Source organism: Acetobacter estunensis (genome assembly GCF_019083805.1).
GTDB lineage: Bacteria > Pseudomonadota > Alphaproteobacteria > Acetobacterales > Acetobacteraceae > Acetobacter > Acetobacter estunensis_A.
In genome coordinates this window covers 20709-45887 of the sequence record NZ_JAHRDV010000017.1, presented here as the reverse complement: position 1 = coordinate 45887, position 25179 = coordinate 20709, and the positions used below count along the sequence as shown (strand labels likewise).

Here is a 25179-nt window from a genome sequence, read left to right as displayed (position 1 = left end):
CCACCCGTCTGGCCGATCTGGTGCAACTGGAACAGATCGCTGGCGGCTATCCGTCACGCGAGAAATTTCTCACCGAACTGACGCTGGACCCGCCGGATGCGACATCCGATCAGGCCGGCGTGCCGCTGCTGGACGAAGACTATCTGATCCTCTCGACGATCCATTCCGCCAAGGGGCAGGAATGGAAGAACGTGTTCGTCATGAATGCGGTGGATGGCTGCATTCCGTCTGATCTCGCGACGGGCGAGCAGGACGACATCGAAGAGGAACGCCGGCTGCTCTATGTCGCCATGACGAGGGCCAAGGACAGTCTCGATATCATGGTGCCGCAGCGCTTCTATGTGCATGGTCAGCACAGCAGGAGCGACCGGCATGTCTATGCCTCGCGGACGCGCTTCATCGACCGGGACATGCTGCCTTTGTTCGAGGCTGTGTCGTGGCCGGTCATAAAACCGGAAGAACAGGCCCGGCAGGAGGCGGTGAGGTCGGTGCGGATCGATATGGCTGCCCGTCTGCGCGGCATGTGGTCGTAAGGGAGCAGGCGGATGTGCAATCTCTATTCCATGACGTCGAACCCGCAGGTGACCCGGGAGATCGCGAAGGTTCTTGTGGCCTTCGTCGGGTGGCCAAATGGCTCGCATTCAGCCGTCACACTCTTTGGATTAACGGTCAGCTCTTCTGCAACATGCTTGAGGGGAAAGATTTTTATGTGTATAATTTTCACAGGAGATACACATCATGCGAACAAACATCATCATTGACGATGCCCTCATGACGGATGCCCTGAAAGCAACCGGTGCGAAGACCAAACGGGAAGCTGTTGAACTCGGGTTGCGGGTACTGATCAGACTGAAACAGCAACGGGAGCTTCGCGCTCTGCGAGGGAAACTCGACTGGCAGGGCGATCTTGACGTTATGCGTTCTGACGCATGATTTTGGTTGATTCCTCTGTCTGGATCGATTTTTTCCGGGGGAAGACAACGCCGCAGGTTCACATTCTTGATCGCATACTGGGCGAAGAACTTGTCGCAATTGGCGATCTGATGATGACCGAGGTGCTTCAGGGATTTTCGACCGAACGGGATTTCAACAAGGCGCGGCGAATGTTGGGCGCTCTGGAACTGGTTGAAATCGGTGGCCGTGATGTGATGGTCGAAGCGGCGCGGTATTTCCGTCATTTGCGTGTCAAAGGTATAACAATCCGGAAAACCATTGATACCCTGATCGCAACCCGGTGCATCGTGAGCGGTCATCGCCTGCTTTACAGTGATCGGGACTTCGATCCGTTCGTGGAACATCTCGGGCTGGAGCCAGCGATCTGACCTGTCCGTGACAGCTTATTATCATGAAGGAGGCCACTTATGAGTATTACGGCCTCGAAAGCACACGCCATAAACGCTGTCCGCAGCAACCCATCGGAATGGCACGCCAGCGTCAATGCTGCGCTCGATCATCATCGTCGAGGCCAGTGCCGGTTTGGTTGCAAACACCACGTTCTCAGGAACATGAGCCCGTTTCATACGCTCAAGGTTCGATGTCCAGTCTTTTGGAAGATACAGGGCGCGGTCAATAAAGGCATGTCCCCGCAAGTTTTGTCTTCTGGCTTAAAGAATGAGCGCTGAGTCTAATACCACGCGCAGTCCGGAGCGGCTCGTTCTTCCGTGCGTGCAAGTTCTACGGTTCCAAACTGCCTTGCCTGAGAGAGGGTGACGGCGCCCTGCTTGCCGAGTTCCAGCGCGGCGAGGAAATGCGCTGCTTTTGCCGCGTTGCGCTGCAGCGGCGCTTCGCGATCTTCTGACCGGATCCCTTCGTCTTCCGCCAGCCCGTCATCCAGTCGGTACAGCCCCCTGCCCTCCTCCCCCAGATGCTGACGCCACCACGTCAGGGCCTGGCTGACGGTGAAGCACGAGAAACGCTGCGGCAGGGCCGGACGCACCGGCTGCAGCCTCAGACGCCGCCGCAGCAGCGCAAGACAGGCATCGAGCAGATCGGTCTGCAGCCACACAGTATCAGCCCGGTGAGGCTCCCCCTCCCCGCTCCGACCGAACACCTGATCCCCCAGTCGCGGGATCTGCGAAATCGCGGCCACGGCCTGCTCCAGCACTTCGCGCCGCAGCGCCCGCTGGCGGAGGGCCTCCGTCTGTCCGGTCGCCGCCTGCCGTTCCGGTGTCCCGTCCCGCAGCATCAGGGCCGAACGCAACTGCAGCAACGTCGCCGCCAGCACCAGCCAGTCGGCGCTGCGTGCAAGCGGACGCGCACGAACACCCTCTTCGACAATACGCCCCAGCTGGTCGATCAACTGCAGCAGCGACATCCGCCGCAGATCCAGCGCTCCGCTGCGGGCCTGCTCAACCAGCAGAGCCAGCGGACCGGCCCAGTCCTCTGCCTGCAGATGCGGGGACCCGTCAGACATCGTAGAGCGGACGGATCCGCAGACACAGATCCGACCAGTCGCGGGCGATTGTCCGCAGTGCCGCCCAGGGCGTCCAGTCCGCCGACCAGAATCCGAGCGTCCAGACCGTCTCCGGCGCCACCGGTCCGGTCTCCACGGCCTCCACCTTCTGCAGCGGACGGGACGTGCCCCAGTGCTGGCACAGCCAGGCCACGACATCCGGCGACTGTGGCCCCAGCCCGAGCAGCTCCACCGGCACTGGACACAAGGCGTTCAGATCGAACGGAACGGAGTCCACGCCGTCATCCCGGACCCGCAGGCGTTCGGCGGCCCGGGCGACCGCCTCCGCCAGCCCGGTCAGACGGCCGGCGTCGCTCCCGGCTCCGGTCGGCAGCAGCGGCCGGAGCAGATCGCCGGCCGACAGCGCCTCCGCCGCCCACGGGATCCGGCCCGGTCCGGCCGCCCGGATGCGGAACTGCGCCAGTCTCTCCGGCGGGCCTTCTACCGTCAGCAGGTGATACAGCCAGTCGGGCTGCGGGCAGGCCGGAGCGCCGCCCTCCCCTGCCCGGCCGCTTTCAGGTGACGTTTCGAGCACCATGCCGTATCCCGCCCCGGGCGGGCGCGGCGCATGCGCCGCGACGGGCGGCCGGACGGGAAGCCGCAGCGACGCTCCGTCGCCCTGTGGCGGCGCGCTGTCGCCGGTATAGGTATGGGCCAGCGGCTGCGCCCGCAGCTGAATCCGGTACGCCTCAAGCGCGTCCGTGACCGTATCGAGATCCGCCACGAGATCCGTAACGGTTTTCACCATGGCTCAGAGATCCAGAAGATGCGCGGGAGAGTCGATCTCACGCCGCGAGCGCCGCACATAGCGACGCATGGTGCGCAGATCCCGATGCCGGGTGTGCGCCATGATCTGCTCGTCCCGGGCACTGGCCTGAAACGCCTCGGTCACAAATCCGGCCCGCAGACCGTGCGGGCTGAGGCGTTCCCCCGCCGGCGCCGTCACCCCCGCCTGCTTTGCCCGGCGCAGCAGGATCCGCCTGACCGCATCGGGATGCAGCGCATCGCGCCCGACCTGTCCCCAGCGACTGACCGGCCGGAACAGCGGCCCTTTTTCGTCCAGCGCCGCCGCCTCGCGCCAGGCTGCCAGGGCGAGCACCGGACAGGTCGCGGCGTGTTTGCCGCGCGGGATTGCCACCTCCTCGCCCTGCTGCTCCTGGTCGGTCTTGCTGCGGGCGATGGTCAGGATCAGACCTGTCGCGGTGACCCGGACCGTCCCGCCGGTCAGGGCCACCAGTTCCGAGCGCCGCAACGCCGCAGCGAAGCCGATCAGCAGCAGCGCCCGGTCGCGCAGGTCGGTCAGGGTTTTCTCCGGTGCGACCAGTTTGCGGATCTCCTTTGAGGTCAGCGCCGCCGCCTGTTTCTGCGGCCGGCCATACAGCCGCCCGATCGCCCGCAGCGTCGCGCGGATGGCGGCATGCCCGGCGCTCCACTCGAGATTGTTCATCCGGTGCGCATAGCCGATGGCTGCGAGACGGCGGTTCAGCGACGCACGGCTGTAGCGCGGCGCCAGTTCGTGTAGCCAGGCCGCCACGACCGGCGGGGCGGCCGGAAGAGAGACAGCATTATGCTCGTGGCACCAGCGGCAGAAATCCTGCCAGTCATGGGAGTAGGCGCGCAGCGTCTCCGGCGCATGCGCCGCCGCCCGGGCGGTTTCCTTCGCCGCCTCAATCGCCTGGTCCAGTGTGCTCAGGACCGGACCACGAACAATATCCGTTTCAGTAAGCTCCGGCACAGGAACGCGAAACACATCGTCAGACATTTGACGCTTCCGGAAGCGGAATTTTGTCGACGCTCTCGCACAACTGCGAGATTGTGACTCTCAGCCCCTCTCTAAACAGCGGCGAGCCGTCAGACTGTCTCACTGCGGTTCCGAGAGCCGCATTCAGTTTATGAAACCAGGCAAATTCAGGGTATAATGCGTTGCCGGAGTGGATCGTTCTGTCGAACCGTTCTTTCAGACATCCGATGAAATAGATCCGGCGATCTGCAGGAAGATTAATAATCTTCTCAGAAAACCCCGTCACATCCAGATAGTGCAGAAGGGGCGTATGCTCATACACCGCCGCCGTTTCGCCTGCGCGGAACAGAAGCGGTATGAATTCGTCGATATTGTTCTGAAATAGTCTCTCAAGCTCAACGGCCTTCAGCCTGAGTCCTCTGTCCAGCCATGCCTCCTGTTCAGCGAAGTAAAATTTCGTCACTGCTTTCAAATCCGCAGTATCATCTTCGCTGAACGGCCTGCCAAAAGGGGCAAAAAAGAAAGGATTGACCGGTCCGGTCATCCGGACATCTTCCTCGGTCGGTTTTCTTTTCGCAAAGGCCTCCGTGATGTAAACCTTTGCCACGCCAACGGGATCATCTCCACCAAAGCCTTCCTGGCCGACACGGTTCAGCGTCAGATACAGGCTGCAGGCATGCAACATCTCAAGGCCAGAAAATTTCCTGTTCTCAAAGTCAACCGCGAATGCCGCGACGGCGCTGTCTATGTCCTGTTCTGACGATCGTGCATAATTCCAGACACGTACCCATGACGGAAGCTTCGTCTCATCGGTAAAGCGACTGTCCAGTGCCAGACTCTTATTGACTGACTCCACCCGGACCGTGCCCCGCATCACCAGAGATTCAAGATCCTCTGTCGAAATCAGCGGCGAGTGCAGAACCGCATAATCGTACGACCATAGTCTTCGCTTGATGGTCTCACGTTTCTTGTCTGCGTCAGATTCGGTCTTGTCCTCCTTCTTTCGCTGGTCACGTGAAACCTGGGGTGGCGTCCGCGCGAGTTCCCTGAAAGTCTCAAACGGCACGCCATGAACACGGCTTTCCACAAGTGCGATGTAGACAAGTATGAACAGCTCGGAGAGCGCCGCATAATGTTTCGATGTTCGATAGGCCGGCTCGATGCCTTCAAACAGGTCCTCTCCCAGCTGTGCGAAAAATAAGAGCAGCCGAAGATTGGACGAACCGGTCTTAACAACCAGTGGCTGGAGCGGTCGCGCCAAGACTTCCAAAAACGCCCGAAAGACAGGATTTTTAACCTGTGCGCTCACGCCGGTTAAGGCGGATGCAAAATCCGGCTTCACTTCGAGCGTCAGGCAGACCGTCTTTTCCTTGGTACGCCGATACCGTTCTTCTTCGTCCTTGTCGCTGGCTGCAATTTCCTTCTCATTGACCAGAAGCACAACCCGGTTGTCGCCACTGCCGACCAGCGGATGGATCGCGGCCAGAATATCGGTCACTGGCATTTTCGCGCGTTCAAGATCGTCAAAAATAATGATACGACGACGTGGCTTTCCATCCCGCCCCAGTCCGCTCAGATCGGCACCAGCCAGCGTCACGCCCCCGCCGGTTTTTCCCTTACCTTTCTGTTCAGTAAGATCTTTGAGTTCAATTCGCAGAGTGGACTTCAGCAAACTGCGCACAACGAAGCCGCCCACCTGTCCCGGTTTGCCGGCCAGAACCGGATGCAGTTCGGCATAGAGCGCATCGCCAATTTCCGCCGCGGACGCGACCCCGAAAAGCGACACGCGCAGTGGAAACCAGGCGGCGGCATCATTGCTGCGGTTCTTCTTTTTCTCCTCGAAGAAGCGGTCCACCAGCCAGGTCTTGCCACTGCCCCATGCGCCGGTGAGCATCAGGGCAAACGGAGCGACATCCTTCCCGTAGCAGTAGTCATCCAGCGTGCGGACCAGATCCTGGTTCGGGCCGGCCCATCCGTACTTTGATGACTTCATGTGTTCCTTCCCTGGCGCTCTTTCCGCAGGAGTCTGCCCTTCTGCCCCAATTAAGGCAAGCCTATTCTAAGGCGTGGTAAGGGGGCATTACCGCGCCTTAGAGTCCGGCGATGTCCAACACAGAAGCCCGGAAAACCGCCACACGCCCCTTTCAAAGTGGGCCGCGCAACCCGTCCAGAAGCGGATCGAGCTCCGACAGGGTGCGCACGCCATACAACACCAGAAACCGCTCGGTGGTGGCCCACAGCTGTGGCTGTCCAGGTACCGGCTTGCGACCGAGGCAGCGGATCAGGCCCTGCTCCTGCAGGGTGGTCAGGGTCTTCTGCGGCAGCGGGGCGTCACGATAGCTCTCGATCTCCGGTCGCGTCACCGGCTGACGCGCAGCAATCAACAATAGAGTTTCCAGTACCGCTCGTGGCAGTCGCTGCGGCCGCTCTGGACTCACTGCGGCCAGCGCTTCACTCAGGTCGGCCGCTGTGCGGAACATCCAGCCGTCACCTGCGGCCACCAGCTCGAAGCCGAGGCCACGGGTTCGTTCGGCGACCCGCGCCATAACCTCGACCACATCCACTTCCCGCCCAAGTGCCTGGGCAAGAGCGATTGCCGACACCGGCTCTCCGCTTCGAAAGAGCAATGCCTCGGCCAAACGAACCCGCGAACACGACGGATCATCCATCCGTGGCCGTCTCCGCATGTGTCGCAAGTTTGCAGACACCAAGAATGCCGGGGCGATAGGGTCCCTCGAACAGGTCTCCCAACGCGTAGCGGGCTTTCCAGGTCAGGCGACGCTGTGCTGCGTGCCAGGCACGATCGTGCGCTAGATGGCAACGCTGACACAGCGCCCGCAGATTGCGCCACCGGTTATTGCGTGGATCATGGTCCAGATGTGCCGCCGCCAGCACCACCCGGGTCTCGCGCACGGCGATCAGTTCGATGAGATCCGGCCCCTCGGTCTCACGTCCTCTGGCCGTGCGCCAGGTCCCTGTGTCCTCATCGAACCAGTGGCCCGAGGCCATAACCCGAATACACTGACCGTGCGGGCGGCCACAGATCTGGCACCGGCCATGTGCCCGCTCAAACCGCACATGCCGACTGATCGTTGGCCAGTCGGGCGGGTAGAGCCTTCGGAGTTCCGGGCGGATCGGCACAACCACTCATCCACAAAAATATCACCTTTTGTTCTCATACCACAGCGCATACAAAAACGCAGGATGCAGCCCAGTTGAGAAACCGTCCACCCCTCGTGCGACGACAGAATGTTCCAGAGGAACAGCTGCTTCCAACCAGACCATCCTCTTCTTCCATATTACCGCTTACGAACGGCGGTAGGTTTGAGTTGCGGCTGGCTGCGACCATACCGAAGCGGCTTTCATGAGAGGCTCTGGCGATGGTATCCCGTCGTTCCAGAACCCTCCGCGGAAGGGAGGGGTTCGCCCGTTCCACTCGATCATCAAGAATGGCCGGATCAATGGTGACAAAGCCGACGACCCACCCATAATAATCGGGTCGTTGAATGAATGGCCGCTTTCCAAACTACGCCGCCAAAAAGCGGTCAGGCGGGTACCCCCAGAGCCGACTTTATGAGTCGCATTTATTGGGAAACCAGATCGGAGTTTCGTGCCGGGTGAAGTTACTCTCCCCGGAAGGCCTTCACGTGGGCTCGAGCGTCTGCACCCACCTCCCCCGTGGTTGTATGAACAGGCAAAGGCGGTGCTATCGAACCCAGGCGTTTCACGTGTAGGACGGGGTCGGTGCCAGAACTGGGAAGCCGCGACGCGCCTTGAGCGAGTGCCTCTTGCAAACCATTTGGCGGCAGTTTGGAAGCATCGTCGAGTTCCTGCGGCGACGGCAAGGGGCGTTTCGCATCGATCGAAGACGGACCGAGGTTGTCCGGAGTTGCCGCGAAGTGTTCGACTAACGACGGCGCCGATGCCGTCCGTGGGGTCAGCGGTTCCGGGTCTAACCCGAAGAGATCCTGGAGGGTCCTAAAAATGGTTGTGTGATCGAACGGTACCGTGCCGGTCGGCCTGATAACGCTCTTGGCTTTCACGAACGGTGAGACGATTACGGCCGGAACCCGAACCCCATAGTAGTCGAACCGAAACCCATCCGGGAATTCGCCGCCGGGAGACACGGCTGGGCCTGGAGCGACATGGTCGTAGCAGCCGCCGTGCTCGTCATAAGTGATGACGAAAAGAGTATGCTTCCATCCTGGTCCACTGCGCAGCGCGTTGTAAACGTCGGCGATCAGGGCGTCGCCATAACCTACGTTGTGCGGCGGATGCTGATCGTTTGGCATCGCCTTACCAAGCGGATCGGCGAAATATCTTGGCTCGATGAAGCTGTAGGACGGCAGGCTTCCGGCCTTGGCATCGGCTAGGAAGTGTTGGAACGGGTGAAAGTGTTCGCGATGCGGCCACAGACGACCGAGTGTGAGCGTCTGGGGCACGTCGTGGAAATAGATGCCCCAGGTCTTTCCACCTGCGGCGACACGCTCGAAGGTCGTTTGCATCATGTAGGGCACATGCCACCCTGTGTTGTTGACATCTCCGCCAGCACTCCCCGTGTGCACGAAGAGCCGGTTCGGCCAAGTTTGACAGGGGGCCGAAGCAAACCATCTGTCCGAGACGGCAAAGGCGCGCGCAAGCTCGCTGATTGCGGGAACGTGTGCTTGTGTGAAGTAATGCATCACAGCGTCTGGCACCCGTGGCGTTCCCGGCTTTGCGTGGGACATGTAGTTGTCGATAAAACCGCTCATCGGCTTCTCAAAGCCGCTCTTGCCATGGATCTGCATGGCGATATCCGTGAACTGTTCTCCAGGGTCTGGATTCGGTGTGAACATGTCTGCGGAGCCGTCGGTAGGATCGGTTCGAACGGGATACGTAGGGTTCGTCTTCCCGTCATGCCACGTGTTGGTTTCTGTGCCCTTTAGGCCGTCGAAGTCCTCCCTATCCGTGTATAGTTGCCCCAACATGCAATCGAACGACCGATTTTCGAGCATGAGGACAATAACGTAGCGGATATCTGGCGGCATAAACGGACTTTCGTGTGTGAGACGCTGTTCATATTGTTGATCAGATGGTGGCGTGTGCGAAACGGCCACCGATGAGAATAGTGAACCGCGCCTTGCCATGGATCATTCTCTTGGAGGCATGATCCATGCTTTCTTGGTTCAGTTCAAGGCTTGGAAGAGGAGCTTGATGACCGCGTCATCTTGGCGGAAATGCCTGCTGGCTCGGATCGCCCCCCACAGGTTGGCGTCCGATGCCTCGTCGGTGATGACGCCGATCAGGTCCGATGAAGCCTCCACGGCAAGCAACATCGCCCGGAACATCGACAAGGGCGGCCACGCGGCTTCGCTGCATCGTATAGCGGGGCGAGAAGCCCGCTATTCAGTCGATCAGGCCACGATTTTGTCCAGAGAGGACGTGCATCGGTTAGCGGAGCCAAATGAAAGGCAATCCTTTCCAATCGACCGATGCACCATCCTATTCTCTAGCACCCATTATCCAGCGTCAGAGAATCATCGATAGCCCGCAGCGTCCAGCGCCATGCACAGGTCTCATTATCCCCATGCCGGTTTGTTTTTCGCTTGGTTTCCCCGTGGCCATTTTTCTGGTCATGTCTTCCGGCAGCAGACCTTCCACTACCCCCGCAAGGCGGACACCGAGCGAATCTCTTGCACCAAACAGGCCGAGCTGAAACGCGCTGCTTTTAACCTAATTAAGGAACTTCGACAAACGTGTCGAAATTCATTAGATAATGACAATCAAAGTTATTATTTGTCAGAGCCTGTTTGGAAATTCAGGGATGAGCGTTTCTGCGGGTGAGATTAGCTCCCATGGCGACGAGGATCATGGCCTGTGAGACATCGATGCGGCGCTCGTAGTCGCGCACGAGGCGTCGCCATCGGGTCATCCATCCGAAAGTCCGCTCCACGACCCAGCGCCGGGGGAGAACCTCAAAGCCTTTCGCTCCGTCCCGACGCCGGATCACCTCGACGACGAAGTCCAGGTAAGCAGCCTTGTCCATCAACTGGAGCCGGTCATAGGCACCGTCCGCGAACAGGTGCCTGACCCACGGCCAGCGCTTGCGGATCGCGTCCAGGATCATCTGCGCTCCGGCGCTGTCAGAGATGTCCGCCGGTGTCAGGTTGACCATCAGCAGGCGTCCGTCCGTATCCACGGCGATATGCCGCTTGCGCCCGATAATCTTCTTTCCAGCGTCGTAACCTCTTGTTTTCGCACGCGGTGCCTTGATGCTCTGGCTGTCGATCACCCCGGCCGCCGGGCTCGCTTCACGGCCCGATCGCTCCCGGTCAAGCATCAGTTCCACGTCATGAATGGTCTGGAACAGGAACCGCCGGGCCAATTCCCTGAACCAGCCATAGACCGTGCGCCAATGCCCGAAATGGATCGGCAGCATCCGCCAGCCGCAGCCGGATCGAACCAGATAGCGCACCGCGTTGATCACCTCGCGGAATTCGACCTCACGCGGACGTCCCGTGCGTCCTGGTTCGGGCATCAGCGGTGCGATGCGCTCCCATTCCTCGTCCGTCATGTCAGACGGATAACGCTTTGTCTGGCGGGTAATCCGGGCCATGCGGCCTCTCTGCTCTGGCGTCCACATCCAGAGCTTGAATCACACTTCAGCAACTTTCCAAACAGGCTCTAAGACAGCAAAAACACCTCACTCACAGACCATCGTCCGCCAGGAGGCCTGTGAATCACAATAGAACGCTCAGTTCAATAAATTAATAGGTCCTAAGCCTAACTCGACCATTTGATAACTGCCTGCGATTTTCAGAGAGTGACCACTTCTTCGGGGAGATCATGAACTATGGAATCGCGGAAGATCTATCGTGCATCTTAAACCGGGCATGTTGTTGGTGAGCAGAATAGTTCCACTGTGCCGTTGAATTATGGCGCGGACGATGCTTAGCCCTAGCCCGTTTCCGGGCATTGACCGACTATGTTCAAGTCTTACAAAACGGTCGAATACACGTTTGAGGTCAACGTCAGGGATACCTGTGCCATTGTCGGAGACCAAGATTTGAAGGTGCTCTTTTGTAACGGAAATTCCAAGCATAATCTTACTGCCTTGCGGCGTGTGCTGGCTAGCATTCTCCAGAAGATTCGCGAACACCTGCCGTAATAGAACTGGTAGACCCAATATCATTGCTTTAGTCGGTAGACTGACGTCGAGTCGTTGATGCCGTTCTTCTAAGACTGGCAAGTAAGTCTCTGTAATGTTTCGAGCCAAAGCTACCAAATCAACATGCACAAATTTCTCTCTCTGCATTCCGGATTCAATTTGTGCCAGGCTGAGAAGCGAGGTGAAAGTCTCGAGGGTACAGTCAAGATCATCGATTGAGAGACTAATATTTTCTTTAACCGCATCCATTGTGCTTTCACGTTCTAATGATTTTTCAAGTCTATGACGTAGCCGCGCCAATGGACTGCGCATGTCATGCGCAATGTCGTTCGACACCTGTTGTAGGCTCGTGATGAGAGCTTGGTTCTGATCTAGCATCACATTAAGGCTATGCGAGAGATGGTCAAATTCATCGTCCGTTCCTTGTAGAGGAATACGACGCATAACATTACCGTTCATAATGCTGCGTGCTGTCACGCTAATAGCTTCAATACGCGCTAGAACAGCGCCGCTTAGCAAAATACCGCCTATAAGACCTAAAACTATGAACGCAACCGAGCTCCACGCGACCGTGCACCAGAGATCTCGTCGTAACTGGTGTAATCTCGATGCGTCGATGCCGACAAAATAATATCCACCGTCGGAAAGTTGATAGCCTTCGCCATACACAATGATAGGTCGTGGCGGACGGGGAATTCTATGTGACCACGATAACCATCGTGGCCCACTTACTGGTCGAAGGTGGAGCATATTTCCTGCGACAATAGTTTGCGTTTTATCCTCTAAAAGGTAGAAAAACCCGGGTTCGTTATGAACAAGGGCTTTTACCACAGGTAGAAAATGATCGAGATCTGGATGACCTGCCGCCGCAAACGTTTCTTCGCCTTCATTGGTCACAACCTGGCGGATTTCACGTTCGAACAGGTGTTGATTATGAAATCCCGTGACAATGGTTACGATCATTCCTGAAACTAGAAAAAATCCGACAAAGCTTATCACAATACGAAAGGAAGATGTTTTAAACACACGACGCATAGCAGAAAGGAAATCTCTAGATAGCAAAATCGCCATCTTTCATAATATACCCAGCGTTCTTAACGGTATGGATGAGTGGCTTTTCGTCTCTACCCAACTTTTCTCTTAACCGCGAGAGATGAGTTTCGACGATATTCGTCCGAATTGGAAAATCTATGCTCCAAACATCTTTTAAAAGCATTCGGCGTGAAAGAATAGTCCCGGAATGACGCATAAAATATTCAAGAAGGTTTAATTCCTGAGGTTGAAGAAGAATTTTTTCTCCTTTTCTTGTGACCGTACGGGCCAGTAGATTGAGCTCGACATCAGCCACGCGCAGGACAGTCGCCACGTGAGTTGGAACAGATCGTCGTAGCAATACCTGCACTCGAGCGATGATCTCCCGAAGTGCAAATGGCTTAACCACATAATCGTCCGCTCCATGTTGTAAACCGCTCACCCGACTAGATATTCCATCCATCGTTGTTAAAAAAAGTACGGGTGTCGTAAGATGAAACTCTCGCATACGGATCAAGATCGTAAGGCCGTCCAGTCCAGGAAGCATTCTGTCTAGTATAACAATGTCCCATCGTTGCGAAAGAGCAAGCTGCAAACCTTCGGTTCCATCAGCAATATGGACAACATTGATATCGTTTTCAGCTAAGCCTGTTTTTAGATAAGCCGATGTTTCTATATCGTCCTCCACAAGGAGAAGTCGAACATTTGAAGATGGTTTCATGAAGGAGGCAATCACGCAGATTAAGTTTATTGTCAATTATGGCTGATAGCATGTTAGGCTTAGAGCCTGTTTGGAAAGTCGCTGAAGTGTGATTCAAGCTCTGGATGTGGACGCCAGAGCAGAGAGGCCGCATGGCCCGGATTACCCGCCAGACAAAGCGTTATCCGTCTGACATGACGGACGAGGAATGGGAGCGCATCGCACCGCTGATGCCCGAACCAGGACGCACGGGACGTCCGCGTGAGGTGGAGGGATCGAAGAACCGTTGGTTGATGCGCTTGGCTCGTGATTTCAGGGTTGTGGCGTGCTGATTGAGGGTTCCCGGGGTGGCTTTCGATCTGCGTTTTGAACAGACCGAGGAGTATCGCCACCGGGAGGGCTACGTGGCGGCGCTGATCCGCTCCAGGAAGAGGAAGCGGCGCATGTTGTAGACGATATTGGCCAGCCCGATCCTCATGGTGGCCCGGGTGATGCCGACAGTTCGGATGAACAGTCCCGTTTGTGATTTCTGGTTGGCAAAGACATGCTCGACGCGTGATCGGATTACCGACTTTCCAGCATTCGACTTCTGGATATGCCGTGGCATGGGCTTGAGATGTGGTTTTTTCCTGTGAACCTTCGAGACAAAGCCATCCTTTTCCATGAAGTCCTCATTGGCTTTTGAGCGGTAGGCGGTATCCGCCCAGACGCTTGAGGCTGTATTGGTTTTATCAAGCAAGCCCTCTCTTAATCGCGCACCATCACCGGCGGCGGCATCCGTCGTTTTCCATTTTCGGATGAACCGAAACTTCCGGTCGATGGAGACGTGGGATTTGTAGCCAAAGAACGGGATGGCGAGATCACTCGATGGCATGGTTCCATCGTCCTGCCGCTTTGCTTTGGTGAACTTCAGCGTCCAGCGCGTATGGCGATCCTTGTGGGACAGTTTGGACGGCTTGTCCTGCCAGTCTTCAGGAATACGCCCTGCCCGGAGATCTGCCTTCTCGGCATTCGTATTGCGCTGCTTTGGAGCAGCCACCAGCGTTGCGTCCAGGATCTGGCCGGACATCGGCAGATAACCGGCGTTGCGCAGGGTCGCATCAAAGCGCTCAAACAGTCTTTCAATGGCCCCTGCCTGTGTCAGGCGTTCACGGAACAGCCAGACCGTTTTGGCATCCAGCACCCGATCTGAAAGCCCCAGACCAAGGAAGCGCATAAAGGAGAGGCGATCGTTGATCAGATACTCCGTCCGTGCATCGGACAAATTGTTCAGCGTCTGGATCACCAGGATCTTGAACATCAGTACCAGATCAAATGGTGGTCGCCCGCCTTTGCTCCCATCCGAATACACCAGAGCCAGCTCAAAATCCGGACGGAAGACTTCAAAATCCACCGTCCGGGAAAACGCTTCGAGCTGATCACCAAGCCCGCTCAATCGAGCAAGCCGCTCTTCAACATCAAAGAAACCCGGCTGCTTCATGAGCCAATCCCTCAAATCACGACATGAGGAATGGAATCATACAGAGAGACCCAAAACCAGTGGGTTTTTCGAACCCTCCACCTGGGAGATGATCCGCGAGGTTGTCGATGCGATCCCGATGACCTCGCTAGTGGACGCCCGTGACCGCGCCATTCTGCTGATCGGTTATGGCGGCGCCTTGCGCCGATCCGAACTGGCCGCGATCCAGCTTGAATACGTCACGCTCGACGACGACTGCATGCGGATCACCCTCCCCCGCTCTAAAGGCGACAAGAAGCATCAGGGCACCACGATCATCATTCCGCGCGGAATTACCCGGCATTGTCCGGTGCGCGCATGGGAGACGTGGCTGCGGCAGTCAAAGCTGACGCCACGAAAAAAGACCAAGGGGGCTAAGGCCGACAGCGAGAACACGAACACGGCGGCCTTCCCGCAGATCTGGGCACCGGCGGCTACGAAGGACAACAAGCCGCCCCCTGCCCCGAAAATCGGCACGCAGAGCCTCTCGGACTGGTCAGTCGCCAAGATCATCAAGCAACGTTGTCATGCGGCCGGGATCGAAGGCGACTTCAGCGGCCACAGTCTACGCCGTGGTGCCATCACAACCCGCGCGCAGGACAGCTTCGACCTTACATCGCTCAAGCGCTTCTCGCGTCACCGCGATTACCGCGTGCTGGAAGCCTACATCGAAGAGGATCAGGCGCTCACAAAGCATCCAGGAAAGACCCGGTTTTAGAATAATCGAGCTTTGCGCGTGGTTGCACGCCCAGCGAACATACGGTGCTGATGTAAAGCTCCTCTATTACAGGAGTTAGACTTCTGCCTGAAGCGAAAAACCAGTCTATGCAACGTTGCATAGAGTCGCGACCGATTGGACTTTACTCACGCTTAACTCTTGCTGATCTCAATCGCCGAAAATCGCCTGAACAGCAGCGTCGCCGATGTTGGACTTTACTCACGGGCGGGCTGGACTCTTCTCACGCGACTCCCGTCTATCCACTGGACCCCACTCACACAGCAAATAATATATCTAATAACCTTTCAAATCGCTGCGTGAGGTAAGTCCAAACCCCGTGAGTAAGGTCCAACCTAATCACGTGAAAAACCGTCGTGAGTAAAGTCCAACTTGACCGAAAGCCCCGTACTGCGTCACATTTCCGGTAATGGCAGATGTGCATCACCTTTTGTTAAGACATGGCCTCGACGAGGCCCGTCGATTACAGAACACCGACAAGAACTCGCGTGCTTGTGTCGATGCTGCTCATGAAGTGCTGTGCGATGAGCAACAGGCTATCGGAATAGCCCACGCGGGTTTCGCGATGGCAGCTCTTCCACACAAAAAACCAACATCCCCAGTTTGGGAACGTGACGGCGGCCCAGTAAAACTGCTTATCGAAAGTGGCCTCGATGCGAATAAAGAGCCTGTAGGTATTCCCTACGGCTCGGTAGCGCGGCTGATCCTGCTTTATCTTCAAACCCAAGCAGTGAGAAACAAAAGCCGGCAAATCGAACTTGGCGCGTCAATGAACGCTTGGCTTTCCGCAATGAATCTTTCTGTTGGCGGGAAAACCTACAATTTAGTAAAAGAACAAAGCCGCCGAATTAGCCGCTGTCGATTAACATTTTTTCGATCCGATGCGGGGAATCAATACGTCAGTAACGGCGCATTCGTGCGTGACGCGATATTTCCCCTTGACCCATCAAACTACGATCAACAGTCACTTTGGCTAGAGGTCGTAACACTTGATGAATCCTTCTATAATAGTTTGATTCAGCATCCGCTCCCCTTACGCGAAGTCGCAATCCGCCAAATATCCGGCAGGTCAATGGCTATAGACCTTTATATTTGGCTAGCGTACCGCCTCCACGTTCTGCCGGCTCCAATTAAAGTTACATGGGCCGCTCTCAAATCTCAGTTTGGACCGGATTACAGGGAGCTCCGGTTTTTTAGACGGGATATTATCCCGTCTCTGAATCTCGCCCTATCGGTTTACCCCGAGGCTGTGGTGACGATTGATGAACGACAGGGATTAACTCTTTTTCCTTCGCCTGCCCCGGTTAAGGAACGAAACCGAAAGCTGCTCTAAGACGCTCTTCGGGTTTGGACTTCTCTCACGCTGCCACGATCATCAAACTAAAATGCTGGCTCTAAACCCAGTATTATTATGCCGGTAAATCAAGCACCTATGGCTGAAACGGCGTTCCGTGAGTAAAGTCCAATCGCCCTCTGTTGATGTTGAGTGTTGACAGGGGGGGTGTTGAGCAATCAACACTCGCCTTACTTCATGGCGAAGGTGGCACAATGACAGATAACAATCCGGGCGAAACGCTCAAAAAGGTCAGGTTAAGCCTCGGACTTTCTCAGGCCGAATTAAAATCACTGTTAAACGATCGGCTCGTGAGAAACTACGATCGGCACACTATTTCACGCTGGGAAAATGGACGACAGCCGATTCCAGCCGATGTCCTGAACGAGTTGAAGCAAATAGTCGAACGCAGGCCGCAACCGTTGCAGGTAATAGTGTTTGCCAATCAAAAAGGTGGTGTCGGGAAAACGACGAGCGCCCTAAATGTAGCATATGCTTTAAGTAGGCTGAATTATCGAGTGTTGCTAATAGATGCAGATCCACAGGCCAGTGCGACATCTGCTCTAGTTGGGGATGCGCTCGTAGAACTATATCGAAGCGGCAAGACGCTCGACGCGGCGCTTCTTAAAGGGACACCGTTTTCAGACGTCATCCTAGATAAATCTTCTGATCTGGGGAACGGACGAACTCTCCCGTTTGCATTCATTCCGAGCCATATTGATCTCGCCGAAGTGGATGTTCGCCGGGAGCCGGGAACTGAGGGACTTCTTCGTGAGGCTGTGCAAGGAATACAGGGCGATTTCGACTATATTATTATTGATAGCCCCCCTCATCTCGGTTTTCTAACCTGGATGGCGCTCACCGCCGCCAATCTCGTATTCATTCCGGTCCGCACAGAACCTTATGACGTTATGGGCGTGAACCTAATTCTGGATACAATCTCCAAAGTTAATCGCCGGTCCAATCCGCGGCTCCGAATTGGCGGAGTGATTCCGACTCAATATTCGTCCAGTCAATATGTTGATGCTGGCATAATCGAACATTTAATAACGTCGCTTTCAGGCAAAGCAGATGTCTTGGAGCCTGTGCCTAGCAGCACCGCGTTCAGCAATGCAGCCTGGGAAGGTAAAATCTCTGTTGAACTAACGCCAACGAACTCCGCAGTGCGCCCGTACGTGCGCCTTGCTGAATCTATCAGCACGGGAAGCCAGCCTCTGCTTGCCGTTGATGTTCTCGAGATAAATGAAACTGAGGAGGATGTGCGTGGCTAGACAGTTCAGGAAGAGAAGTCCCTCCCCCTTTTTGGAATCACAAAAGGGTATTACGCCAGATTTCTCGACTCCATTTCTCGGAAAGGGAAAATTTAATCACAGTTTCGAGGTTAAGCTTTCAGACTTGGTTCCCGACAAGCAGCAGCCACGGAAATTTTTCGCTGCGGAAGAGATTGAGGCTTTAGCGACCTCTCTCGCAGAGCGAGGAATTTTGCAGCCTATCCTGGTAAGGGAGGCGGCGGCCGGATCTGCGAAGTGGATTATCGTTGCAGGCGAACGGCGCTGGCGAGCGGCAGCCATTCTTGGTTGGGAGACGCTTCCCGCCATTGAGTATGAAGGGGATTACCGAGCCGCAAGTCTGGTTGAGAATTTGCTGCGGGCTGATTTATCAGCTGTCGAAGAGGCGCGCGGGCTGAGAAGCCTAATGGACGTAAATAAGTGGTCACAAAGTGAAGCAGGACGCCAACTTGGACTAAGTCAGTCTCGTGTGAACCGCACGCTCCGGATACTCGATCTCCCAGGCGATTTTCTAGATTTTGCATCGGCCAATGCTGTACCAGCAAATGTCTTGGTTCAAATAGTGCGAGAAGAAGAGCCTAAGCAACGGAAAGTCTTAATTGACCGGGTAATGTCTGGCGCCGCGACGGTTGCAGAGATGCAGCACTTACGTCAAAAGGAAGCCGCCAAAACGTCCAGCATAGTGAAGGCAAAATCTGATCCTGAGAGGAAGGTCTTTAGAACTATTCGTCGATTTATAAAGGAAACCACAAGCATTAGGGAGGCGACGATACCACTGTCAGACGAGGACAAAAACGATCTACGGCGTGCTCGCGATATGATTGACCGGTTACTCGGTTAGCGGCGGGAAACACACTGACAGTTCCAAGGCTATGCAACGTTGCATAGCCTTTTTTTTGGTCGGCGCGTCGTCGGCCCTATGCAACGTTGCATAGGACAGAAGGACAGAAGGTGGCACCAGCCCGGCGCAGGTGCGGCGCAAGTGGTGGGTTCTCGCCAGGCTTGTCCGCTACGCGGCTGCGATCCCGGCGCTGCGCGCCGCACCTGCGCCCCCCCACTCCGGCCCGCTTGCCGAAAAGGCATCAGGGAGAAGAAATGAGGTGAGACCGAAAGGTCAGCCCCCTTCCCGCTCCTGACGACCAATCCCGGTCATCCCCGAAATCTGGCACCCCGACCCTCGCAAGAGGCGTCGGGCGCTGCCGTTTGGACGGAGTGCGTCATGTCCGCGTCTTCCCAGCAGTTCAGCCTGTTCGACACCACCGCCCTCTCTGGCGACCTCGCCGCCCTGTGGTCACTCGACGACGATCAGCCCATCCCCGAGGTGGCCCCGGCCCCAGCCGAACCCCTGCGTATCCCCGCGCGCGATTTCCGCCTCGACGGCGTGCGTGGTCTGGCCCACGGCTGGAAGGCCCGCGCCGAGGCCAATGTCGCGGCGATCGCGCTTGTCGCCGCGCTTGAGCGCGAGGACCGCAACGCGACACCGGCCGAGCAGGACGTGCTGGCCCGCTTTACCGGCTTCGGCGCGGGTGAGTTGGCCAATGGCCTGTTTCCGGCACCCGGAAAAGAGGTGCGCAAGGGCTGGGAGGACGTCGCCTCGGAACTCACCCGGCTGACCAGCGAGAGCGACCGCGCCGGGCTGCAGCGCGCCACGCAGTATGCCCACTACACGCCCGAGCTGATCGTGCATTCGCTGTGGGACATGGCCCAGCGCATGGGCTTTCGGGGCGGCTCCGTGCTCGAGCCCGGTTGCGGCACCGGCCTGTTCATCGCCGCTCGCCCGGCAAAGCTTGAGGGAAAGATCGCTTTCACCGGGATCGAGAACGATCCGATCTCGGCGCGGATCGCCCGCAAACTCTATCCGAACCAGTGGATCCGTAGTGAGGACTTTACTCGCGCCCAGCTGGTCCAGGGCTACGATCTCGCCATCGGCAATCCGCCTTTCTCCAACCGGTCGGTGCATGGTCGTGACAGCCTGGAGAAGCTGGGGCTGAGCCTGCACGACTTCTTCATCGCGCGCTCCATCGAGGCGCTACGTCCGGGCGGCATCGCGCTGTTCGTGACATCCCGCTACACGCTGGATAAGACCGATCCCACGGCGCGCCGGACCATCGCCGAGAGCGCCGATCTTCTGGGCGCCGTCAGACTGCCCGAGGGGGCTATGCGCGATGACGCCGGCACCGACGTCGTGGCGGACGTGCTGGCCTTCCGCAAGCGCGAGATCGGTGAGGCGCCCGGCGACGAGACCTGGCTCGAGTCGGGTGAGATCGCCGACAGCGATGAGGGCAACGGCCCGCTGATCGTCAATCGCTACCTTCTCGCACATCCCGCGCAGGCGCTCGGCACGCACGCCTGGACCACCACGCAGTTCGGTCCCGGCTACACCTGCGCGCCCCGCAAGGATACCGGCCTCGACGTCCTGCTTCCGGAAGCCCTCAGCCGCATCGCGCCCAACGTGCATTTCCTGCCGCCGCGCGAGAGCCGCATCGTCCGGCCGGCAGGCGACGGCGTGCGGATCGGCACGGCCGCAACCGGCGCCGACCTCAAGGAAGGTAGCTACTTCGTCGAGAAGGGCACACTGCACCAGATCATCGACGGGCAGGCCCAAGTGGTCGCGATCCGCAAGGCCGGTTCCACCGAGGGGATCTTCGCCAAGCACGGCCGCATCATCTCAGCTCTGGTGCCGGTGCGCGACAGCGCCCGTGCCGTCCTGCGCGCGCAGATGGCCAATCAGCCCTATGGCGAGCTGCAGCGTCGGCTCAAGACCGCCTATCTGTCCTTCGTGCGTGAGTTCGGTCCAATCAACCACACGCGCACGACCGTCCGCGTGGATGAGGAGAGCGGCGCGAAACGCGAGACCCAGCGCCGCCCCAACATCCAGCCTTTCGTGGACGACCCGGATGTGTGGCTGGTCGCGTCGATCGAGGACTACGACGAGGCCACCGACACCGGCCGCATGGGACCGATCTTCTCCGAGCGCGTCATTCACGCGCCGAGCGAGCCGGAGATCCACGGCGCGCACGATGCGCTGGCGGTGTCCTTGCACGAGACCGGCCGCGTGGACCTTGCGCTGATCGCCGAGCTTCTGGGCCGCAGCGAGGCGGATGCGCTGACCGAGCTGGGCGAGAGCGTCTATCTCGACGCAGAGAAAAGCGGGCAGGGCAGGGACGTCTGGGTGACGGCCGACGAGATGCTCTCGGGCGCAGTGCGCACCAAGCTGGCCCGCGCGCGTGAGGCAGCGCAGGGCGATCCGCGCTTCGCCCGCACGATCGCCGCCCTCGAGGGCGTGCAGCCATCCGACCTGCGTCCGTCGGAGATTACCGCCCGCCTGGGCGCGCCGTGGCTGCCGGTCGCCGACATCGAAGCCTTCGTCTCCGAGGTGATGGGCGTGCAGACCACGATCCATCACACGGCCTCGGTCGCGTGCTGGAGCATCGACCGCGCCCCGTTCGTGGGCAAGGCCGAGGCGACGTCCGTCTGGGGCACGGAGCGGCGGAACGCAGCCGAACTGCTCGACGACGCGCTCACGCAGTCCATCCCCAAGATCTGGGATCACTGGAAGGATGAGAACGGGAGCGACCGGCGCACGCTGAACACACAGGAGACCGAGGCGGCCAAGGAGAAGCTCGGAGCCATCAAGCGCGCCTTTGAGACATGGGTGTGGCAGGACGCCGATCGTTCGGACCGTCTCGTGAAGCTCTACAACGAGACCTACAACAATCTCGTGCCCCGCGCCTTCGACGGCTCGCATCTCCGGCTGCCCGGTGCCAGCAGCGCGATCACCCTGCGCCCGCACCAGAAGCGCGTGATCTGGCGGATCATCGCCTCGGGCGGCACCTACATGGCGCACGCTGTGGGGGCGGGAAAGACCTTCTCGATGGCGGCGGCTGTGATGGAGCAGAAGCGTCTGGGGCTTATCAGCAAGGCGTGCATCGTCGTGCCCGGCCACTGCCTGGCGCAGATGGCGAAAGAGTTCCTGATGCTCTACCCGACCGCGCGCATTCTGGTCGCCGACGAGACGAACTTCGTGAAGGCGAAACGCCAGCGTTTCATCGCCCGCGCGGCCACGGAGAACTGGGACGCGATCATCATCACCCATGACGCTTTCAAGTTCATTCCCGTCGAAGCCGATTTCGAGCGCGGTATGATCGAGAGCCAGATCGCCTCCTACGAGACGCTGCTTACCGACATCGACAAGGACGATCGCATCTCGCGCAAGCGCATCGAGCGCATGAAGGAGGGGATGGAGGCCAAGCTGGAAGGGCTGGCCACCCGCAAGGACGATCTGCTGCACATGGGCGAGATCGGGATCGACCAGATTCTTGTCGATGAGGCACAGCTTTTCCGCAAGCTGTCCTACGCCACCAACCAGTCGGACCTGCGCGGCGTCGATCCCAACGGCTCGCAGCGCGCGTGGGATCTGTTCGTGAAAACCCGCTACCTGTCAGCAAACGATCCGACACGCCCGCTCATCATGGCGTCAGGTTCGCCGATCACCAACACGATCGCCGAATTGTGGAATGTCGGCCGCTACATGAACCTTGCCGCCCTGGAAGCGCGCGATCTGCATGAGTTCGATGCCTGGTCGGCCAGTTTCGGCGAGACCCGCACCGAACTGGAACTGCAGCCCAACGGGCAATACAAGCCGGTCACGCGCTTTACCGAGTTCGTCAACGTCGCCGACCTGATCGCGATGTATCGCGACTTCGCCGACGTGGTGCAGTCCGACGAGCTGCGCAAATACGTCAGATTGCCCGAGGTCCGGGGCGGCAAGCGCCAGATCGTGGTCGCCGACAATCACGTTGAGTTCAAGGCTTTTCAGAAGACGCTCGCATGGCGGATGCAGGCGATTGAGGAGCGCACGCGCCGTCCGCAGAAGGGCGACGACATCATCCTGAGCGTGATGAACGACGCGCGCTTCGGGGCCATCGACCTGCGTTTTGTCGATCCGTTCGCGGCCAATGACAACCGATCGAAGCTCAACGTCATGATCCGCAAGGTGTTCGCGATCTGGCAGGAGACCTCGGCCAACCGCTACACCAACCCCGACACGGGGCGTCCTTACGATCTGCCCGGCGCGGTGCAGATGATCTTCTCCGATCTCGGCACGGAATCCGCGCAGGCCAAGCGCGGCTTTTCGGCCTATGTGTGGATCCGCTCGGAACTGATCCGCATGGGGGTGCCGGCCGAGCAGATCGCCTTCATGCAGGATTACGACAAGGCGGCCGCGAAACTGCGGCTGTTCGGCGATCTCAACGCCGGACGCAAGCGGATCCTGATCGGCTCGACGGCCACGATGGGCACGGGCGTGAACGCCCAGCAGCGCCTGATCGCCCTGCATCATCTCGACGTGCCCTGGCTGGTGGCCGACATCATGCAGCGTGAGGGACGCATCGAGCGACAGGGCAACCAGAACGCGGAAATCCAGATCTACGCCTACGCGCAGCAGGGATCGGTGGACGCGACCAACTGGCAGCTCCTTGAGCGGAAAATGCGCTTCATAGGTCTGGCGATGTCGGGAGACCGGTCGATCCGACGCATCGAGGACGTGGGCGGCGAGGGCAACGACTTCGCCATGGCCAAGGCGCTGGCGTCCGGCGACATGCGCCTGATCCAGAAAGCAGGGCTGGAAGCCGACATCGCCCGTCTCGAGCGCCTGCAGGCGGCGCATTACGACGACCAGTTCAACGTGCGGCGTCAGATCCAGCACGCGGAGCGCGACATCGCAACGGCAACGTCGATCATTCCGAAGCTGGAAGCGGCGATCGCCCTGCGCGTCTCCACGAAAGGCGAGGCGTTCGCGCTGCATCGTGACCGGGGCGTGGTGGAGAGCCGCGAGAAGGCCGGCGCGTGGATCCTCTCGCAGGTCCGTCTCGCCGAGCGCGAGAAGCAGGAAGGCCGCTGGGTGATGGGCCGCATCGCGGGCTTCGAGGTGGTGTGCGAGGCGCGCGAGAACCAGTTCTTCTCCACGAACAAAGGGAAACCCGACGTGGAAGCCTGCGTCTTTCTCGACACGCCCGCAGGCGATGTGGACATCGAGATCGACCGCGAGACGAAACCACTGGGTCTGATCTCGCGCATCGAGCACGCAGCACTCCGCTTGGACGGCGATCTGGCGAACGCGCGCCGCAGCTTTGATGAGGCCGAGCGTCGCCTGCCAGCCTATCGCGCGCGTCAGGGCCTGCCGTTCACAGAGGCGGGCGATCTCGAGGCGAAGCTGGCCGAGCTGGTGGCGCTGGATGCGGATCTCGAGGCCTCGGGCAAGGAGGAGGAAGCCGCGCTGAAAGAGGCGACCGCCAATGACGACAGCGCGGTCGAGACCACCGAGCCGGTCGAGGAGGTGGCCTGAGAAAAGCAGGAAGAAGAAGGGCAGGGAAGGGGAGGAAGGGCGCGCCACAGGCCGTCCGTCCGCCGCAAGGGTGCGCCCCGTTCCGGGGCCGCGCAGGCGCGCCCTTGCCCCGGCCAGCCGTCTGCGCCGTCGCCGGAGAGCATAAGGAAAGGAGTAAACAGAAATGACGGCGCACCATCGAGACGACATCGTGATCTGGCCTGACGGGTTCCATGCGACAGTGGGAGAGGTGAGGTCTGGAGAGTTCGCGCACAGGTCGGATGATTTCGAGATTGTCCGGCTCGAGGATACCGATCGTCTGCGGGAGCTGGGTGTCATGGATGGGGAGTCTGAGGATGACTGATCCGATGACCGCAACCGCTCTCGAAGGCGTGCTCACGCGCGTGTTCGAGGGCACGTTCAGCCATTTCCCACCCGACGTTCGCGAGGCCGCGCGGGATGGCTATCTGGTGTCCATCTCGGTCGCCCCTGACGATCTCGTGGACAACGTGCGCGAGCGTCTGCTCGATGACGTGGTGCGGGCGATCAATGGCCCGGCACGGCCGAGCGTCCATGATCGCGATCAGGAGGTTCGCCGTCGCTTCCGGGCGGGTGTGGAAAAGGCCGTGCCGGGATCGTGCGCCGAGCAGGTGGAACCACTCGCGCCCGCGCCTCCCATCGACGCCCAGCCCTGGCAGCTTGCCCGCGATCCGCAGGCATACGGACAGCACGCGGGGTGGTGGATCGTCGTGGACGGCACGCTCGCGCACGAACTGTCCGAACCGGTGCCGACACACGCCCTGGCGCAGCGCATCGCTGACGGGATCAACGCGGCCGATCCCACGGCCGAGTGGCACCGGCACTGGTTTGTCCTGCGCTGAGCGTGCCGCCGACAGTCCCTCATTTTCACAACAGGAATACAGATC

Annotated in this window: 23 protein-coding genes and 2 pseudogenes; 11 read left to right on the top strand and 14 right to left on the bottom strand. The window is 58.8% G+C overall.

The window, feature by feature from the left end:
* The 3 genes from KUA11_RS15170 to vapC form a co-directional block, all read left to right on the top strand.
* A partial coding sequence (locus KUA11_RS15170; protein WP_217411745.1) for a 3'-5' exonuclease occupies nt 1-533 on the top strand: 533 nt, incomplete at its 5' end.
* A gap of 205 nt (nt 534-738) precedes the next feature.
* Nucleotides 739-933 carry a type II toxin-antitoxin system VapB family antitoxin gene (locus KUA11_RS15165; RefSeq protein WP_217411743.1) on the top strand — a complete coding sequence of 65 codons (195 nt, stop codon included), beginning with the start codon at nt 739-741 and terminating at the stop codon, nt 931-933.
* Nucleotides 930-1322: a type II toxin-antitoxin system VapC family toxin gene (gene vapC / locus KUA11_RS15160; protein ID WP_217411741.1), complete on the top strand. Its 393-nt coding sequence runs from the start codon at nt 930-932 to the stop codon at nt 1320-1322. Before KUA11_RS15165 ends, vapC begins: the two co-directional genes overlap by 4 nt.
* 63 nt (nt 1323-1385) lie before the next feature.
* Here the strand turns inward: vapC and KUA11_RS15155 are convergent.
* From KUA11_RS15155 to KUA11_RS15095, 13 genes and pseudogenes are all read right to left on the bottom strand, one after another.
* Nucleotides 1386-1586, bottom strand: a pseudogene (locus KUA11_RS15155) (transposase); the annotation flags it as partial.
* Nucleotides 1587-1624: 38 nt separating this feature from the next.
* On the bottom strand, nt 1625-2413 hold the full coding sequence (locus KUA11_RS15150; protein ID WP_217411739.1) for a chromosome segregation protein ScpA: 789 nt from the start codon (nt 2411-2413) through the stop codon (nt 1625-1627).
* On the bottom strand, nt 2406-3200 hold the full coding sequence (locus KUA11_RS15145; RefSeq protein ID WP_217411737.1) for a hypothetical protein: 795 nt from the start codon (nt 3198-3200) through the stop codon (nt 2406-2408). The genes KUA11_RS15150 and KUA11_RS15145 overlap by 8 nt, the downstream gene beginning before the upstream one ends.
* 3 nt (nt 3201-3203) lie before the next feature.
* Nucleotides 3204-4214 carry a site-specific integrase gene (locus tag KUA11_RS15140; RefSeq protein ID WP_217411735.1) on the bottom strand — a complete coding sequence of 337 codons (1011 nt, stop codon included), beginning with the start codon at nt 4212-4214 and terminating at the stop codon, nt 3204-3206.
* Nucleotides 4207-6186, bottom strand: coding sequence for a P-loop NTPase fold protein (locus KUA11_RS15135; protein ID WP_217411733.1), 1980 nt, complete (start codon nt 6184-6186; stop codon nt 4207-4209). Before KUA11_RS15135 ends, KUA11_RS15140 begins: the two co-directional genes overlap by 8 nt.
* Nucleotides 6187-6337: 151 nt before the next feature.
* Nucleotides 6338-6862 carry an SMC-Scp complex subunit ScpB gene (gene scpB, locus KUA11_RS15130; protein ID WP_217411731.1) on the bottom strand — a complete coding sequence of 175 codons (525 nt, stop codon included), beginning with the start codon at nt 6860-6862 and terminating at the stop codon, nt 6338-6340.
* Nucleotides 6855-7334: a hypothetical protein gene (locus KUA11_RS15125; RefSeq protein ID WP_217411729.1), complete on the bottom strand. Its 480-nt coding sequence runs from the start codon at nt 7332-7334 to the stop codon at nt 6855-6857. Before KUA11_RS15125 ends, scpB begins: the two co-directional genes overlap by 8 nt.
* Before the next feature lie 34 nt (nt 7335-7368).
* The gene (locus tag KUA11_RS15120) at nt 7369-7701 is read right to left on the bottom strand and encodes a type II toxin-antitoxin system HicB family antitoxin (RefSeq protein WP_368041041.1); all 333 of its coding nucleotides are present in this window, start codon (nt 7699-7701) and stop codon (nt 7369-7371) included.
* A gap of 115 nt (nt 7702-7816) precedes the next feature.
* Nucleotides 7817-9319 carry an alkaline phosphatase family protein gene (locus KUA11_RS15115; protein WP_254454974.1) on the bottom strand — a complete coding sequence of 501 codons (1503 nt, stop codon included), beginning with the start codon at nt 9317-9319 and terminating at the stop codon, nt 7817-7819.
* Between the two features lie 39 nt (nt 9320-9358).
* A complete protein-coding gene (locus tag KUA11_RS15110; protein WP_217411727.1) occupies nt 9359-9520 on the bottom strand; it encodes a hypothetical protein in 162 nt (53 codons plus the stop codon).
* A 470-nt stretch (nt 9521-9990) separates the two neighbouring features.
* Nucleotides 9991-10815 carry an IS5 family transposase gene (locus KUA11_RS15105; RefSeq protein ID WP_217411725.1) on the bottom strand — a complete coding sequence of 275 codons (825 nt, stop codon included), beginning with the start codon at nt 10813-10815 and terminating at the stop codon, nt 9991-9993.
* Between the two features lie 201 nt (nt 10816-11016).
* Nucleotides 11017-12411: a sensor histidine kinase gene (locus tag KUA11_RS15100; RefSeq protein ID WP_217411723.1), complete on the bottom strand. Its 1395-nt coding sequence runs from the start codon at nt 12409-12411 to the stop codon at nt 11017-11019.
* Nucleotides 12392-13093, bottom strand: coding sequence for a response regulator transcription factor (locus KUA11_RS15095; RefSeq protein WP_217411720.1), 702 nt, complete (start codon nt 13091-13093; stop codon nt 12392-12394). The genes KUA11_RS15100 and KUA11_RS15095 overlap by 20 nt, the downstream gene beginning before the upstream one ends.
* A gap of 104 nt (nt 13094-13197) precedes the next feature.
* Here KUA11_RS15095 and KUA11_RS15090 point away from each other — a divergent pair.
* Nucleotides 13198-13344, top strand: a pseudogene (locus KUA11_RS15090) (transposase); the annotation flags it as partial.
* Nucleotides 13345-13472: 128 nt separating this feature from the next.
* Here KUA11_RS15090 and KUA11_RS15085 read toward each other — a convergent pair.
* A complete protein-coding gene (locus KUA11_RS15085) occupies nt 13473-14552 on the bottom strand; it encodes an IS5 family transposase (RefSeq protein ID WP_217411718.1) in 1080 nt (359 codons plus the stop codon).
* A gap of 88 nt (nt 14553-14640) precedes the next feature.
* Between KUA11_RS15085 and KUA11_RS15080 the strand changes: the two genes are divergently transcribed.
* The 7 genes from KUA11_RS15080 (at nt 14641) to KUA11_RS15050 (ending at nt 25134) form a co-directional block, all read left to right on the top strand.
* The gene (locus tag KUA11_RS15080) at nt 14641-15288 is read left to right on the top strand and encodes a tyrosine-type recombinase/integrase (protein ID WP_254454973.1); all 648 of its coding nucleotides are present in this window, start codon (nt 14641-14643) and stop codon (nt 15286-15288) included.
* Between the two features lie 427 nt (nt 15289-15715).
* Nucleotides 15716-16639: a replication protein RepA gene (locus tag KUA11_RS15075; protein WP_217411716.1), complete on the top strand. Its 924-nt coding sequence runs from the start codon at nt 15716-15718 to the stop codon at nt 16637-16639.
* A 215-nt stretch (nt 16640-16854) separates the two neighbouring features.
* Complete coding sequence (locus KUA11_RS15070) at nt 16855-17910, top strand: AAA family ATPase (protein WP_217411714.1); 1056 nt, start codon at nt 16855-16857, stop codon at nt 17908-17910.
* On the top strand, nt 17897-18769 hold the full coding sequence (locus KUA11_RS15065) for a ParB/RepB/Spo0J family partition protein (RefSeq protein WP_217411752.1): 873 nt from the start codon (nt 17897-17899) through the stop codon (nt 18767-18769). The genes KUA11_RS15070 and KUA11_RS15065 overlap by 14 nt, the downstream gene beginning before the upstream one ends.
* Before the next feature lie 378 nt (nt 18770-19147).
* On the top strand, nt 19148-24274 hold the full coding sequence (locus KUA11_RS15060; RefSeq protein WP_217411712.1) for a DEAD/DEAH box helicase family protein: 5127 nt from the start codon (nt 19148-19150) through the stop codon (nt 24272-24274).
* Nucleotides 24275-24437: 163 nt separating this feature from the next.
* Entirely contained in the window at nt 24438-24617 is a 180-nt protein-coding gene (locus tag KUA11_RS15055) for a hypothetical protein (RefSeq protein WP_217411710.1), read from the top strand.
* Complete coding sequence (locus tag KUA11_RS15050; RefSeq protein WP_217411708.1) at nt 24610-25134, top strand: hypothetical protein; 525 nt, start codon at nt 24610-24612, stop codon at nt 25132-25134. The genes KUA11_RS15055 and KUA11_RS15050 overlap by 8 nt, the downstream gene beginning before the upstream one ends.
* Nucleotides 25135-25179 lie beyond the last annotated feature (45 nt).